16 protein-coding genes are annotated in these 14,205 nt (G+C 69.2%); 4 read left to right on the top strand and 12 right to left on the bottom strand.

The genetic code is table 11. From position 1 onward, the window contains the following. Positions 1–57: 57 nt before the first annotated feature. The 7 genes from EPN29_06120 to EPN29_06090 form a co-directional block, all read right to left on the bottom strand. Entirely contained in the window at positions 58–441 is a 384-nt protein-coding gene (locus EPN29_06120; GenBank protein TAN33380.1) for an NUDIX hydrolase, read from the bottom strand. A gap of 175 nt (positions 442–616) precedes the next feature. After that, the gene (gene pstA, locus EPN29_06115) at positions 617–1,471 is read right to left on the bottom strand and encodes a phosphate ABC transporter permease PstA (protein ID TAN33329.1); all 855 of its coding nucleotides are present in this window, start codon (positions 1,469–1,471) and stop codon (positions 617–619) included. Continuing rightward, a complete protein-coding gene (pstC, locus tag EPN29_06110) occupies positions 1,468–2,394 on the bottom strand; it encodes a phosphate ABC transporter permease subunit PstC (GenBank protein ID TAN33379.1) in 927 nt (308 codons plus the stop codon). Before pstC ends, pstA begins: the two co-directional genes overlap by 4 nt. A 31-nt stretch (positions 2,395–2,425) precedes the next feature. Further along, positions 2,426–3,163, bottom strand: a complete 738-nt coding sequence (locus tag EPN29_06105; protein ID TAN33328.1) for a response regulator transcription factor — start codon at positions 3,161–3,163, stop codon at positions 2,426–2,428. Next, on the bottom strand, positions 3,160–3,822 hold the full coding sequence (phoU, locus tag EPN29_06100; protein TAN33327.1) for a phosphate signaling complex protein PhoU: 663 nt from the start codon (positions 3,820–3,822) through the stop codon (positions 3,160–3,162). Before phoU ends, EPN29_06105 begins: the two co-directional genes overlap by 4 nt. 1 nt (position 3,823) lies before the next feature. Then, positions 3,824–4,666, bottom strand: coding sequence for a phosphate ABC transporter ATP-binding protein (gene pstB / locus EPN29_06095; GenBank protein ID TAN33326.1), 843 nt, complete (start codon positions 4,664–4,666; stop codon positions 3,824–3,826). A 40-nt stretch (positions 4,667–4,706) separates the two neighbouring features. Then, on the bottom strand, positions 4,707–5,741 hold the full coding sequence (locus tag EPN29_06090) for a hypothetical protein (GenBank protein TAN33325.1): 1,035 nt from the start codon (positions 5,739–5,741) through the stop codon (positions 4,707–4,709). A 178-nt stretch (positions 5,742–5,919) separates the two neighbouring features. On the opposite strand from EPN29_06090, the gene pstS reads away from it, so the two are divergent. Further along, positions 5,920–7,005 (top strand): phosphate ABC transporter substrate-binding protein PstS, encoded by a 1,086-nt coding sequence (pstS, locus tag EPN29_06085; GenBank protein ID TAN33324.1) that lies wholly within the window; start codon positions 5,920–5,922, stop codon positions 7,003–7,005. Between the two features lie 59 nt (positions 7,006–7,064). On the opposite strand, the gene rsmG is transcribed toward pstS, so the two are convergent. Continuing rightward, positions 7,065–7,682 (bottom strand): 16S rRNA (guanine(527)-N(7))-methyltransferase RsmG, encoded by a 618-nt coding sequence (rsmG, locus tag EPN29_06080; protein TAN33323.1) that lies wholly within the window; start codon positions 7,680–7,682, stop codon positions 7,065–7,067. Positions 7,683–7,685: 3 nt separating this feature from the next. On the opposite strand from rsmG, the gene EPN29_06075 reads away from it, so the two are divergent. Together EPN29_06075 and lysA are read left to right on the top strand one after the other, a co-directional pair. Next, positions 7,686–7,934 carry a zinc ribbon domain-containing protein gene (locus EPN29_06075; GenBank protein TAN33322.1) on the top strand — a complete coding sequence of 83 codons (249 nt, stop codon included), beginning with the start codon at positions 7,686–7,688 and terminating at the stop codon, positions 7,932–7,934. Positions 7,935–7,985: 51 nt separating this feature from the next. Further along, a complete protein-coding gene (gene lysA, locus EPN29_06070) occupies positions 7,986–9,227 on the top strand; it encodes a diaminopimelate decarboxylase (GenBank protein TAN33378.1) in 1,242 nt (413 codons plus the stop codon). Between the two features lie 6 nt (positions 9,228–9,233). Here the strand turns inward: lysA and EPN29_06065 are convergent, their stop codons facing one another. From EPN29_06065 to EPN29_06050, 4 genes are all read right to left on the bottom strand, one after another. After that, the gene (locus EPN29_06065) at positions 9,234–11,015 is read right to left on the bottom strand and encodes a serine/threonine protein kinase (protein ID TAN33321.1); all 1,782 of its coding nucleotides are present in this window, start codon (positions 11,013–11,015) and stop codon (positions 9,234–9,236) included. Positions 11,016–11,138: 123 nt separating this feature from the next. Next, on the bottom strand, positions 11,139–11,921 hold the full coding sequence (locus tag EPN29_06060; protein TAN33320.1) for a xanthine dehydrogenase: 783 nt from the start codon (positions 11,919–11,921) through the stop codon (positions 11,139–11,141). Further along, entirely contained in the window at positions 11,914–13,254 is a 1,341-nt protein-coding gene (locus EPN29_06055; GenBank protein ID TAN33319.1) for an aminotransferase class V-fold PLP-dependent enzyme, read from the bottom strand. Before EPN29_06055 ends, EPN29_06060 begins: the two co-directional genes overlap by 8 nt. A 170-nt stretch (positions 13,255–13,424) precedes the next feature. After that, entirely contained in the window at positions 13,425–13,697 is a 273-nt protein-coding gene (locus EPN29_06050) for a cupin domain-containing protein (GenBank protein ID TAN33318.1), read from the bottom strand. On the opposite strand from EPN29_06050, the gene EPN29_06045 reads away from it, so the two are divergent. Beyond that, entirely contained in the window at positions 13,596–14,183 is a 588-nt protein-coding gene (locus tag EPN29_06045) for a hypothetical protein (protein TAN33317.1), read from the top strand. The two genes, EPN29_06050 and EPN29_06045, sit on opposite strands and share 102 nt — an antisense overlap. The last annotated feature ends 22 nt before the right edge of the window (positions 14,184–14,205 follow it).

Raw genomic sequence — 14,205 nt, 5'->3', positions numbered from 1 at the left:
GGATTTTGTCGAGGGCCGGTTGCGGACTTCCGCGCCACGGCTCGCCCGGAGCGGCGGTTACAGGTCCTGTTGCAGGAGCAGGGTCCTGTCCCGCTCGTACGTCAGGCGCTTGATCGCGCCGTCGATGCCGAGCCACAACAGCTTGTCGACTTCGATGCCCGGGCGGAACCGCCCGCCTCGAGCCTGCATCACCCAGTAGCAAGCCACCTTGTCACGGCCGCGGCGATCGACATAGGCGGTGCAGCCGAGCGGGCGCAGCAGCTCGCAGCGCAGGCCGGTCTCCTCTTTGACCTCGCGGAGCGCGCACTCCTCGGGGCTTTCATCCGGCTCGATCTTGCCCTTGGGCAGAGTCCAGTCGTCGTATGCGGGGCGATGGATGACCGCGATCTCGGTCTCCCCGGATGGAGCCGTCCGGCAGACGGCGCCGCCCGCGGCCCTGATCACGCTCACGTCGGTCACGTCCAGGATCTTTGTTGCCACCACTGCTCCTTCGTAAGCTGCAACGTTTGGGCGGCGGGGTCCCCTACGTCATGACTTGGTGATCGGCGCTGTCCTCGAAGTTTAGCCGTGCGCAGCGCCATCTCACCACGGGAAATTTGCCTCGCTTCGCGAGCGGCTAGAGCTGCCCCGCCAGGCGGATCTGACGGCGCAGGACCCAGCGGCTCACGAGGTTGATGCCGAGCACCATGACCACGAGCACGAGCGCGGCGCCCCAGGCCTGTTCTTGAAGTGACTTGTACGGCGTCAACGCGTTGTGGTAGACGAACAGCGGCAGGGCCGCCAGGGGTTGCGTTGGATCGAGCCTGAAGATCAGGTTGCCGAACCCGGTGAACAGCAGCGGCGCGGTTTCGCCTGACGCGCGCGCGACGGCCAGCAGGGCGCCCGTGATCACGCCGGGTGACGCCGCGGGCAGGATCAGCTGCAGCGATACGCGCCAGCGTGGGAGCCCCAGCGCGAGGCCGGACTCGCGCAGGCCGCCCGGTATCAGCGACACGGCGCCTTCGGTGGTGCGGATCACGATCGGGAGCATGAGGATGGCCAGGGCGACCGAGCCCGCGATGCCCGAGAAGTGGTGCAGGGGCGCGACGACCAGGGCGTAGGCGAAGAGTCCCACCGCGATCGATGGCGTCCCGACGAGCACATCGCTCGCCAGCCTGACCCAGCTCGCCCAGCCGGCCCGGTCGTACTCGGCCAGGTATACGCCGCCGAGCACTCCGACCGGAATCGCCATGAGCGATGCCAGGCCGACCATGATCGCCGTGCCGGCGATGGCGTGGGCGACGCCGGCGCCGGGGACGCCGACAGGCCGATAAGAGTTGTAGAAGAATTCGGGATGGACCACCGCCGGCAGGCCCTTGGTGACCGTGAACCACAGCACCAGTCCCAGCGGCACGAGCGCAAGGCCGGTCAGGGCGTAGATGATGCTCAACGACGCGGTGCTGGTGAAGCGCCGCCTGACGTTGCGGCTCACGCGGCCATCCGTGCTTGCGTGGAGCGGACGAGCAGCAGGGCGACGACGTTGACCGCGAGCGTGACCAGGATGAGCACCAGGCCCAGCTCGACGAGGGCCGCCGGGTAGAGGGTTCCGGTCGCCTCGGTGAATTCGTTGGCGATGACGCTGGCGAGCGTGTAGGCCGGATAGAAGATGGAATGCGGAATCTCGTAGCGGTTACCGATGACCATGGTCACCGCGATGGTCTCGCCCAGCGCGCGGCCCAGGCCGAGGATGGTCGCGCCGAAGATCCCGGCGCGGGCGGCCGGCAGGATGACGCGCCAGGTGGTCTCCCACCACGTCGCGCCGAGTGCCACGGAGTTCTCCCTGAGGCCGCGCGGCACCGCGCGGATGACGTCACGCGAGATGGCGGTCAGAGTCGGCAGGATCATGACCGCGAGCACCAGCGAAGCGGTGAGCAGGCTCGTTTGACGCGGCGGGCCGGAGAGAAAACCGATGAAGCCGAGGCGGTCGACCAGTGGTGTCTCGATGTGCTCGAGCGTGAACGGGGCCAGCACGTACAGGGCCCAGATGCCGTAGACCACGCTGGGTATCGCGGCCAGCAGCTCGATGCCGGTGCCGATCACGCCTCGCACCTTCGCGTGGCCCTGCTCCGCCAGCAGCACCGCGACGGCCACGCCGACCGGCAATGAGAGCGCGAGCGCGAGCCCGCTGGTGGCGACCGTGCCGAAGATCGCGGGCAGGGCGCCGAAGCTGTCGGTGACGGGGTTCCAATCGCTGCCGGTGAGGAAGCCGAAGCCGAACCGGCGCACCGCGGGCGCGGCCTGCTGGAGCAGGATGAGGACGATCAGGACGAGGGCGGCCGGGGCGGCCCACGCCACCACCGCCGTGAACGTGCGGAACCGGTCGGGCGCGCGGCGGAGGGTCGGAGCCGCGCTCACGCCGGTGTCGAGGGCGGTGGCCACGGTTACCTCAGGCGGATCCGCTGCCGGACTCGCCCTTACGGTCGAGCCGGTAGCCGATGCCCCGTACGGTGACGATCTCGAACGGCGCCACGCCGGCGAACTTCTCGCGCAGCCAGCGGATGTGCACGTCCACCGTCTTGCGGTCACCGGAGAATTCGTGACCCCACACGTTTTCGAGCAGAACGTCGCGAGTGTGCACGCGACCGGGGAACGCGAGCAGGTAGGAGATGAGGTCGAACTCGCGCGCCGTGAGCTTGACGTCCTCTCCGTTCAACACCACCCGCCGGGCGGCGCGGTCGATGCTGAAGTCGCCGATCACGTCGCGCTCCGGCATCGACTTGGGCTCGTTGGCCTCGGGTGAGGCCCGGCGCAGGACCGCATTGACGCGAGCGAGGACTTCGCGGATCGAGAAGGGCTTGGTGATGTAGTCGTCCGCGCCGAGCTCCAGCCCGACGATCTTGTCGACCTCGGCGTCCTTCGCCGTGATCATGATGATCGGCACGCGGCTGCTCTTTCGAAGCGCGCGGCAGAAGTCAAACCCGCTCATGCCGGGGAGCATCAGATCGAGCAGGATCAGGTCGGGCCTGGCGGTGCGCGCGGTGCGCAGGCCCGCCGCCCCGTCGCTGGCCTCCTGCACGGAGAAGCCCGCGGTGGCCAGGTTGTACTTCAGCATCTCCCTGATTCCCTCGTCGTCCTCGACCACGAGGACGCGGCCGGCGCCGCCATTGCCGGCGGGACGGGTCATCCCAGCTCCACCACCTGGCCCGACTCGAGGAACACGATGTCCTCGGCGACGTTGGTGACGCGATCGGAGATGCGCTCCAGGTTGTGGGCCACGAGGAGCAGGGTCACCGAGCGCAGGGCCCCGTCGGGGTCGTTCTTGCCGGCGCCCATCTCCGTCACCAGGTCCTCGAACACGCGATGCCAGAGGCGGTCGACCTCGTTGTCCCGGCTGGCCACCTCGCGAGCGTGGACCTCGTTCTGGTCGATCAGCGCCTCGAGGATGTCGTGCACCTGGCCGATCGCCAGCTCGCCCATGAGGCCGAATTCGGCGCGGAGCGCCTTCTCGGGCAAAGCGACCAGGGTGCCGGTCATCCGCGCGATGCGCACCGCGTAGTCGCCCATCCGCTCGAGCTCGGTGGCGATGTACTGGATGCCCATGAGATGCCGCAGGTCGCGGGCCACCGGCTGTTGCGTGGAGATGACCATGAACACCTGCTCGCGGATTTGCCGGAAGAGCTCGTTGAGGTACTGGTCCTGCGTGCGCACCTTCTCGGCCGCGGTGCCGTCGCGCCGGCGCAGGGCGTCGAGCGCGGCCTCGATCTGCGACTCGACCAGCGTGCCCATGCGCACGACCGACTCGCGAAGGCTCGCGAGCTCTCTTTCGAATGTCAGGCGCGGCATTTCAGCCGAAGCGCCCGGTGATGTAGGCCTCTGTGCGCTGATCCTGGGGCCGGTTGAAGAGATCCGCGGTGGGCGCGAATTCGATCAGCTCGCCGTATCGACCCTCGGGGTTCATGAGCATGAAGGCGGTGAAATCGGAGACTCGCGCTGCCTGCTGCATGTTATGGGTGACGATGACGATCGTGTAGTCCTGCATCAGCTGGCCCATCAGGTCCTCGATCTTGAGGGTCGCGACCGGGTCGAGCGCGGAGCACGGCTCGTCCATCAGGATCACCTCGGGGCTGACCGCCAGGCAGCGCGCGATCGCCAATCTCTGCTGCTGCCCGCCTGAAAGCGATGTGGCCGGGGCGTCCAGGCGGTCGCTGACCTCGTCCCAGAGCGCCGCGCTCTCGAGGCTCTGGCGCACCACGTCGTTGATGCGCGATGAGCTCCAGCCCAGCAACCGGGGCGCAAACGCCACGTTGTCCTTGATCGACATCGGAAACGGGCTCGGCCGCTGGAAGACCATGCCGACCTTCTGGCGCAGCTCCAGCAGCCGGCGGGTGCTGACCACATCCACACCGTCCAGCACCACCCGGCCCAGCGCGCGAGCCGAAGGCACCAGGTCGTACATTCGATTGAAGACTCGGAGCAGCGTGCTCTTGCCGCACCCGGAGGGCCCGATGATCGCCGTGATGCGCTTTTCGGGGATCTCGAAGCTGACGTCTTTGAGCGCCTGGTTCCTGCCGTAATAAAAGGAGAGGTTGTCGACCTTGATCTTGGTCGGAGCGGCTCCATACACAGCGCGTAGACCTGGCCTCCCTGCGTGCGCCAGCGGCTGTATCACCGGTCTGAGGTCTGCCATCCCCCGGGTTCAGGATATGCGGCCCCGGGTTAACGCAGGTTTATCCGTTCGTTAAGACTTGATGTGGCAGCGCGATGTAGAAGACCTGCCCGCCCTCCCGGGCGGCCTCCGTCCAGATCCGGCCGCCCAGGACCTGGACCAGGTGCTTGGTGATCGCCAGCCCCAGACCGAACCCGCCGGCCTCTCGCGGCCGGGCGCGGTCGACCTTGTAGAAGCGCTCGAAGACGCGGCTCCAGTGCTCGGGAGAGATGCCGGGGCCGCGGTCCCGGACGCTCAGGACCACCTCGCCGCCGGCCGATTCGGCATGCACGTCGATCGCGGTGCCAGGAGGCGAGAACTTGGCGGCGTTGTCGAGCAGGTTGTCCAGGGCCTGCACGAGCTTGGGCCGGTCGGTGGCGACGGTGAGCCCCGCTTGGATCGAGGTCTCGACCGGCCGGTCGATGCCGAGCCTCGTGACGCTCTCCCCCACCAGCTCGGCGAGGTCGAAGCGCGAAACGTCGAGGGTCATGGCGCCGGCTTCGATCTCTCCCAGATAGCGCAGGTTGTCGATGATCTTGCTCATCAGGTCGGCCTCCCTGACCAGCCGCTCGGCAAAGCGCCGACGGTCCTTCGGCGCCGGATCGCCCAGGAGGCTTTCGGCGGTCAGGCGAAGCGAGGTGATCGGGGTCTTCAGCTCGTGCACCAGGTTGGCGACGAACTCCTGCCGGACGGTCGCCAGGCGACGGAGCTCGGTGACGTCCATCAGGAACATCACCGTCTCCCCCTCGCGCCGCCCGGGCACCAGCTTGGTCAGCACGGTGCGGCGGTGGTGGACGAGCTGCGCTTCCGCATGCGGCTCGCCGGCGTCCACGATCTCCAACAGCCGGGACTCCAGCGTCACCTCGACCAGGCTCACCGGCAACCTCGAAGGCTCGATCACGAAGAACCTCCGCGCCGCCTCGTTGGCGCCGACGACCCGCCTGTCGGCATCGAGCATCAGAGTCATCACGGGAGCTTGCTCGAGGAGCTCCGCGAAGAGATCCCGCGGGGGCAGTTGCGGCTCCGCCGGCCCCATCTCCCGCCGCCGATCCAACATCACGGCCCGGAGTATATGAGCGCCTCTGTTCGAGTGGGTCCTGGATGCGCATGCTTGCAATGCGCCGGCCGCGACCGGCGGCGGCGGCACAGGGGCTTAAGGCACGGTTAACCCCCACTTAAACGGCCGTCCATACCCTGGATGTGCGTAGGTGGTCCGATTCATCAGGAGGGAATTCATGTTTCGAGTCAAACCGATCATGCGGTTGCTGCTGGCGGGTGCGGCAGCCGCCATGGTGGGGACCGCGTGTGGTGGATCCGGCACGGGCGGATCGTCGACGGCCGACGTCGGCAGTGGCGCGCTCACCGGTGCCGGGGCGACGTTCCCCGCGCCGTTTTATCAGAAGGCATTTTTCGATTACTCGGCGAAGTACCCGCAGGTCACCGTCAACTACCAGCCGGTGGGATCGGGCGCCGGCATCCAGCAATTCATCAAGCAGACCGTCGACTTCGGCGCGAGTGACGTGCCGATGGGGTCCGCCGACATCACGTCGGCCGGCGGCCCGGACACGTTGGTCCAGGTCCCGACCACTCTGGGCGTGATCGCGATCGCTTACAACCTGAACGGCGTCGCCAAGCTGCGGCTCGACGGTCCGACCCTCGCGAACATCTATCTCGGGCACATCACCAGGTGGAACGACCCAGCGCTCGCCGCGCTCAACCCGGGCGTGACCCTGCCGGCCAGGGCGATCACCGTCGTCCACCGTTCCGACGGCAGCGGCACCACGTTCATCTACACCGACTACCTGAGCAAGGTCTCCGACGAATGGAAGTCCCAGGTGGGCAACGCGAAGTCGGTCAAGTGGCCGGCCGGTATCGGCGGCAGCGGCAACCAGGGCGTGGCCCAGGCGGTTTCGCAGACCGATGGGGCCATCGGTTACGTCGAGCTGGCATACGTGGTCCAGACCGGCATGCACCAGGCGTCACTGAAGAACGCCAACGGCAAGTTCGTCCAGGCCAGCGTGGACGGAGCGACCGCCGCGGCGGGGCAGAACGACACCGTGAGCCCGACCAACTTCTCCATCACCAACGAGCCGGGTGACACGACCTACCCGATCGCCGGGTTCAGCTGGGTCATCCTGCACACGTCGTACAGCGACGCGGGCAAGGGCAAGGCGGTCGCATACCTCTTCAAGTGGCTCGTCACCGACGGGCAGGCGGAGGGTACGGACCTGCAGTACGCGCCGCTGCCGAAAGCAGTCCAGGACCTGGCGCTGGCGAACCTGAAGCTCATCAAGGCCGGGGGCCAGCCCGTCCTCAGTTAGAAGTCCTCGTCCTCCACGAAACGCGGCGCGGGTCGTCGGGGCCCGCGCCGTTGGCGTCCTTACAGCGGCTTGCGGGCGGGCACGCCCGGGCGGCGAGGGTAGGCGGGCGGCGTCGGGCGGAGCTTGTCGACGACGACGACGGTTCCGGACTCTCGGGCGGCGGAAGGCGCCGGCAGGACGGCGAGCAGCTCTCCGCCCATCGTCTGGATAGCATGTCGCGCGGGCGCCAGGTCCTCGCCCCTGGTCTTCATGGCCAGCAGCCGGCCGCCGACCCGAACCAGGGGCAGGCACAGCTCGGCCAGCACGGGCATCGGCGCCAGCGCGCGCGCCACCGCGACGTCGAACGCCTCGCGGAACTTCGGGTCGTGCCCCACCTCCTCGGCCCGCCTGGCCACGACCTCCACTCCCTTCAACCCCAGCGCGGCGCACGCGTGCACCAGGAACGCCGCCTTGTCCTGATCGGCTTCGATCAAGGTCACGCTCAACTCCGGCTGCTCGATCTTGAGCGGCAGGCCGGGCAGCCCGGCGCCGGAGCCCACGTCCACCAGGGTGCGCGCGGTGTCGAGGTGCTCGAGCAGCGCGAGCGAATCCGCCACCAGATCCATGTCCGGCCGGGCGACGAGCCCGGGCCACTCCGAGATCATGCGCGCGAGCTCAACCAGCTTAGAATCGTTCATGAGATGCCCATCTACGAGTATCGGTGCGAGAGCTGCTCTGAAACCTTCGACGTCCTGACCAGGTTCGCGGAGCGGGACACTGCTCAAGTGTGCCCGGCCTGCGAGTCGACGAAGACCAGGGTGCTGGTTTCGAGCTTTGCCTTCGCCGGCGCCGGCGACCCGTCCTCGGCCCTCGATTTCGGGAGCGGGGAGGGTGGCGGCGGCGGCTGCTGCGGAGGCTCGTGCGGCTCGTGCGGCTCCGGCCCGAACTGACGACCTAACTTGCTCTTCCCGGTGACATACCGGGTCAATGCCGCCGGCCGGATGGAGGTGGGCGGCTGCGACCTCGTCGAGCTGGCCCGCAAGCACGGCACGCCGCTATACGTCTACGACGAAGCGACCGTGCGCCAACGAGCCGCCGAGTATGTCGCGGCGATGGGCTTCGGCGGCCAGGTTCTGTATTCCGCCAAGGCCTTCGCCTCGCCCCAATTCCTGCGCATCGTGGCCGAGGAGGGTCTGGGGCTGGACGTCGTCTCGGCGGGCGAGCTGCACCTGGCGCTGAAATCCGGTTTCCCCGGCGATCGCATCCACTTCCTGGGCAACAACAAGAGTCGCGAGGACCTGGACGCGGCGCTCCTTGCCGGCGCCACGATCGTCATCGACGGCGAGCACGAGTTCGAGCTGCTGCGCGAGATCGTGCCCGAGGGCAGGCGGACGCCCGTCATGCTGCGCCTCTCGCCCGGCGTCAAGCCCGACACCCACGATCACATCGCGACGGGGCAGCTCGATTCGAAGTTTGGGTTTTCGATCGAGTCGGGCGCGGCGCGGCAGGCGGTGGAGAAGGCGCTGCGGCATCCGCGCCTGGAGCTGGTCGGACTTCACTCCCACATCGGCTCGCAGATCTTCGCCCTCGGCGCCTACGAGGACGCGATGCGGATCATGCTCGACCTCCTGGTTCAGCTTCGCGACGACCTGCGCTTCGAGCCGCGCAAGCTCGGCGCCGGCGGCGGGCTCGGCATCGCCTACACGCGCAACGACGATCCGCCGACCCCTCGCCATTTCGTCGAAACCATCCGGCACGCGCTCGACGCCGGCTGCGCCCGCCGCGGTCTGAAGGTGCCGCAGCTGGTGGTCGAGCCCGGCCGCTCGATCGCCGGCCCGGCCGGCCTGGCGCTGTACACGGTCGGCTCGATCAAGGACATCCCCGGCGTCCGCCGCTACGTCGCCGTCGACGGCGGCATGGGCGACAACATCCGGCCCAAGCTCTACGGCGCGCGCTACGAGGCCTACCTCGCATCCGACCCGGATCGCTCACCGGACGGCAGGGTGACGATCGCCGGCAAGTACTGCGAGTCGACGGACATCCTCATCACCGACGTCGAGATGCCGGAGCTCAAGCCGGGGGACGTCATCTGCCTCCCCGCCGCCGGCGCCTACTGCCTGGCGATGGCGAGCAATTACAACGGCATGCCGCGGCCCGAGGTGCTGATGCTGAAGGACGGCGAGGCGCGCGTCATGCGGCGGCGCGAAACCCTGGACGACCTGGTCGCGGCCGAGGTCTTCTAAAGCGCCCTAGGTCAGCGTGACCGTAACCGCCTGGCTTGCGCATCCGCTGCTGGTGCAGGCACGAATCGTCGCCGGTCCGGGCACCGCCGCCAATATCGTCACGGGTGCGGTGAACGAGCCGTCTGATTTGACCGGAGCTGTCCCGACGGTCGTTGATGTCGCCTGAATCAAGCTGATGGTCGCGGTCTGGCCCGGTCCAAAGTGGAAGCCGTAGACGGTGATTGAACCGCCGACCTTGACGCTTGAGGCTGAAAGTGTGATCGACGGCGCGGGCGGCGGCGGCGGGGTCGGACTGGCTTTCGGGCTGGAAGCCGGCTTGGGGCTGGCGCCGGTGGTGGCGGTCGGAGGCGCGCTCACCCCTGGGCTGGGGCTTGGGCCGGCGCCCGGGCTCGGGGTCGCCGTCGGGGTCGCGCCGGCGGTCGGAGTCCGGAGGGCCAGGGGTTCGATCACGTGCAGGGTCGCCGACGCGTGGCACTGGGAGGCCCAGCAGATCCGCACCGTGTGATCGCCGATGCCGATGTCGCGCGGCACCGTGATCGGGACGCTGACGTTGCCGCTGGAGCCGGCCACGAAGGGAAAGAGGTGGATCGTGCTCAGCAGCTGGATCTCACCTGATTGGCCGGCCGGCACATGGGCGGCGCTCACCGTCACCGTGCCGCCGGCGCGAACCGTCGTCGCCGACAGGGAGAGCGTCGGTTGGGGGTGCGCCGCCGCGTTGACGCCGATGGCGAGGAGCAGCAGCAGCACGATGACCGCCGCGGCGGCGAGGGCGAACCATCCCCTGCGCGATTTCGGCTTCGCCGCCGCGGTCGCCGGCGCCGGGTACGCCACCGCCACCGTGGCGCTCGGACTGGGGGCGGCTCGGGGCGCGGGTGGAACCTCGGCAGCGGCCGCCAGGGCGGCGAGCGGCATGGTGGAGGCCACCGCCGGCGCCATCGCCACCGTCTGCTCGACGGCTGCCGGGGCGGCCTGCGCGAGCGCGGCGGCGAGGGCGTCGACGAAGGCCGTGCAGCTCCCCCACCGCGCATTGGGGTCCTTCGCCAGCCCGCGCATCACGACCGCATCGAGGCGAGGGCCCAAACGCGCGTTGCGCGCGCTGGGAAGCGGCGGCTCGCGGTGCACCTGCGCGTACAGGAGCTCGAGCACGCCTTCGCCATCGAAGGGAATGACTCCCGTCAGCATCTCGTAGGCGATGGTGGCCAGGGAGTAGCGATCCGCGGGCGGACCGACCTGGCTGCCCGTCACCTGCTCCGGGCTCATGTAGGCCGGCGTGCCGGTGGTGACGCCGGAGATCGACTTCAGGGAGGAGCCCTGCATCAGCTTGGCGAGGCCGAAATCGGCGAGCACCGGGGTGTCGTCCGTCTCCAGCAAGACGTTGGCGGGCTTGACGTCGCGGTGGACGACGCCGAGCCCATGCGCGTAATCGAGGCCGGAGGCGATCCCGCGCAGGTATCGCAGCGCCGCGGGCTGATCCAGCAGCCCCTGGCTCAGGCGGTTCGCGAGGCTGCCGCCGGGGACGTACTCCACGATCATGTACGGCATTCCCTGGTACTCGCCGAAGTCGTAGACATTCAGGATGTTGGGGTGGCGCATCTGGGCGATCGCCTGCGCCTCGTGGCGGAAGCGGGCGGTCGTGTCCGGATCCGGTGCGATCGACTGCAGCACCTTGACCGCGCCGGTGCGCTCCAGCTGCGGGTGATAGGCGCGGTAGACCAGGCCCATGGCCCCCTGGCCGATGAAGTCCTGGACCTCGTACTGGCCGAGCTTGGTTCCGGGCGCGATCGACACGGAGCCTGATTATGCCGTTCGCACCGCTCGAACCCAGTCCGAATTAACCGATCGTCGGGCGCCGCGACGGGGCCGGCGACCCAGACTCGGCGGGCTCAGGCGGCGGCGTGCCGGCGGGCGAAGTCAGGCTGGGGCGCCCTGTTTCCAGCCGCCACGGCCATGTCTTCTGATCGCGACCAGGCCGGCCAGGATGGAGAGCGCGATCTCGCCTGGGGTGATGCCGCCGAGGTCGAGGCCGACGGGGCTCTGGATGCGGGCGATGACCTCTTCGGGCACGCCCTTCGCCCGCAGCGCCTCGAGATGATGGCCGGTGTGCCGCCGGCTCCCGACCAGGCCGATGAATCGGGGCTGCTTCGGCAGCACGGTTGCCAGCGCCTGCGCCAGGTCTTCCGCGTCGTGGTCGGTGTGCACGATGTAGAGCTCCGGCCCGAGGCCGGCGGGAAGATCGGTCAGCGCTCCGACCGCCGCCGGCCAGCCGGCGTCCTTCAGCCGCTCCGGCCGCGTTTCGACCAGCAGGGTCCGGAACCCGACCTCGGGCGCCCACCGCAGCAGCGACCGGGCGACTGGAGTCGCCGCGAAAACCAGCAGGGTCGGCGCGGGCGCGTACGGCTCGAGGTAGACCTCGATGCTGCCGAGGTCGTGGCGGTAGGTGCGAAGCTGAGGCGCTCCCGACTCGGCTATCCGCTCTGAGTCGGCGAGGGCGGCGCCGTCGAACTCGCTGCAGCCGAGCGTGCCCGCGAGCATGGCGGTTCGCGACAGGAGCAGCTTGGCGCCGGCTTGGGAGGGCGGTTCGCCATCCACCCTGATGACCGTGGCGAGCACGACCTCCTCGCCGCGGGACACGCGTTGAGCGAGCTCCTGTTCCGCGGTCAAGGGCCGGCCCGACCCGGCGGGATCGCTAGGCACGGACAGGCGTGCGGGTCAGCGCGGGCGAGATGATCGTATGCGCGCGCGAGACCTCCTCGTCGGTCGTGGCGTAGCCGGTCGTCAGGCGGAGGCTGCCGAGGGCCCGTCTCAGGTCGAGCCCCATCGCCAGCAGGACGTGTGACGGATCCAGCGATCCGGAAGCGCATGCGGAGCCGCTCGAAGCCGCGACTCCGGCGAGGTCGAGAGCGAGCAGCAGGTCCTCACCGCGGCGGTCGTCGAAGGCGCACGACGCGAAGTTGGGCAGTCGCGGTCCGGCGCCCGTGAGGGTCCCCCCCATCTCCTCCAGCAGCGATCTCAGCGATGCGCTCTGGTGCGCCGCCGAGCGCCCACGCGCCTCTCGCTGGCGCACGCAGACCGACAGCGCGGTGGCGACGGCGGTCGCGGCGGCGACATCCTCACGGCCCGCGCGACGACCCCATTCCTGCGGGCCGCCGAAGAGCTGCGGGTCGATCCGCACGCCATCCCTGACGAACAGGATCCCGCCGCGGCCCGCCCCCAGCTTGTGGCCGCTGAGGGAGACCAGGTCGGCGCCGCCGGGGATCGGAATCCATCGCGGCCCGGCGCAGGCATCGACGTGCACGAGGGCGCCGACGTCGTGCGCGCGCTCGATCACCTCGGCGACCGGCTGAATCGTGCCCACCTCGTTGTTCGCGAGCCCGATGGAGACCAGCGCCGCGCCGGGCGGGATGGCGTCGGCGCCGGCGCGGGCCGCATTGTCGACGCCGGCGATCTCCACCGCGTGACCCTCCGATTGCAGCCGCCGAACCGCGCCCAGGACGGATTGGTGCTCGGCCGCCCAGGTCACGACCACCCCGTGCCTGCTCAGACGGCGTGCCGCGCCGAACAGCGCGAGGTTGACCGCCTCGGTGCCTGACGAGGTGAAGGTGATCTCCGTGCGCCGGGCTCCAAGCGCGTGGGCGGCGAGGTCGCGGGCGCGATCGAGGGCGGCGCGGGCGGTGCGCCCTTCGGTGTGGGGGCTCGAGGGATTGCCTTCGGGCAGGCCGCGGAGGGCTTCGACGACCTGCGGCAGGACCGGCGCGGCACCCGCGTCGTCGAGATAGACCCGGCTCCGGTCAGGCGCGCGCACGAATGCGCTCCTGGTGATCAGCCGCGGCTGTGATCCGGTTGCTGGACGAGCTCGGGAAGAGTGCCCTGGAAGTTCTTGAGGTAAAGGTGAAGGTCGAGGATCTCGTCGATGCTGATCGGCTCGGCCGCCGCGGCGGGCTCGGACGCCGGCTCGGGCGTCGTGTCCTCGGTCTCCTCGACCGCGGCGCCCGCGATGGCGAGCACGACGATGAACGTCACCTGGCATTGGGCGCAAGTGACCTGGAGGTGGAAACGCTCCTCCTCGTGGCTGAGGACCTCGACATCGCAGCCCTTCAGACTGCGCCCGCACACCGGGCAGTTGTAGAAGCGTGCCCGGTCGCGGATGAACTCGATGATGCTCATCGCGGAGCCCATATTACGCCGCGACAATCGCGGCTAACGGCGGCCTTCGATGCATGTGCAACCGGCCGGCCCGACGACCGCGGAATGCACCGTCGCGGCCGGCAGCACCAGCCGATCCCCGGCCTTGAGCTCCAGCCGCCGGCCCTCGACCTCGAGCACGAAAGTTATCGACCCGTCGACGCAGTAGAGGACCTTCTCGTACCCGTGACTGTGGGCTCCATAGCGGTCTCCCGGCCCGTTCGACCACGAGTAGCAGCCGCTCGCCTCCCCTTTCAACCGCGTCATCATGTGTTCCAGGGTGGCCATCGAAGCGATTCTAGGACGGCAGCGGTGAAGCCCCGGTTTCTCGCCGACTGCAACGTCGGGCGGCTCGCGCGCTGGCTGCGCGCCCTCGGCTACGACGCCTCCTATCACGCCCGGATCGGTGACTCTGAGCTCGTCCGCGAAGCCGCCGCCGAGGGCCGCGTGCTCTTGACCCGGGACCGCGACCTCACTAAGCGGCGGGTCATCCAGACCGGCGCGGTCCGGGCGATTCTGATCCGTGACGACGAGGTGACCGAACAGCTGCGCCAGGTGTTCGGAGAGCTGGGCCTCGAGCTCAAGGAGGCGCTCACACGCTGCATCGAGTGCAACTCCGAGCTGCAGCCACGCGTCCTGGCGACGGTGGCCGAGCGGGTGCCGCCCCACGTCCGCCGCACCCAGTCGCGCTACTCGGAGTGTCCTGGTTGCGGGCGCGTCTACTGGGCCGGGACCCACTGGCAGCGCATGCGCGAGGTGATCGCGGCCCTGTGAGGGACGTCCTGCGCCGGCTGCT

It is taken from the genome of bacterium (assembly GCA_004299235.1).
GTDB lineage: Bacteria > Chloroflexota > Dormibacteria > Dormibacterales > Dormibacteraceae > SCQL01.
The sequence above is the reverse complement of the archived record's forward strand: the minus strand, read 5'-3'. Positions and strand labels throughout refer to the sequence as shown.

Bases quoted from the DNA above. Each gene is read 5' to 3' on its own strand.
- EPN29_06105 (TAN33328.1), bottom strand. From the start codon at position 3,163: ATGACCCGTCCCGCCGGCAATGGCGGCGCCGGCCGCGTCCTCGTGGTC.
- phoU (TAN33327.1), bottom strand. From the start codon at position 3,822: ATGCCGCGCCTGACATTCGAAAGAGAGCTCGCGAGCCTTCGCGAGTCG.
- pstB (TAN33326.1), bottom strand. From the start codon at position 4,666: ATGGCAGACCTCAGACCGGTGATACAGCCGCTGGCGCACGCAGGGAGG.
- EPN29_06090 (TAN33325.1), bottom strand. From the start codon at position 5,741: ATGTTGGATCGGCGGCGGGAGATGGGGCCGGCGGAGCCGCAACTGCCC.
- pstS (TAN33324.1), top strand. From the start codon at position 5,920: ATGTTTCGAGTCAAACCGATCATGCGGTTGCTGCTGGCGGGTGCGGCA.
- rsmG (TAN33323.1), bottom strand. From the start codon at position 7,682: ATGAACGATTCTAAGCTGGTTGAGCTCGCGCGCATGATCTCGGAGTGG.
- EPN29_06075 (TAN33322.1), top strand. From the start codon at position 7,686: ATGCCCATCTACGAGTATCGGTGCGAGAGCTGCTCTGAAACCTTCGAC.
- lysA (TAN33378.1), top strand. From the start codon at position 7,986: ATGGAGGTGGGCGGCTGCGACCTCGTCGAGCTGGCCCGCAAGCACGGC.
- EPN29_06055 (TAN33319.1), bottom strand. From the start codon at position 13,254: ATGCCAGGTGACGTTCATCGTCGTGCTCGCCATCGCGGGCGCCGCGGT.
- EPN29_06050 (TAN33318.1), bottom strand. From the start codon at position 13,697: ATGGCCACCCTGGAACACATGATGACGCGGTTGAAAGGGGAGGCGAGC.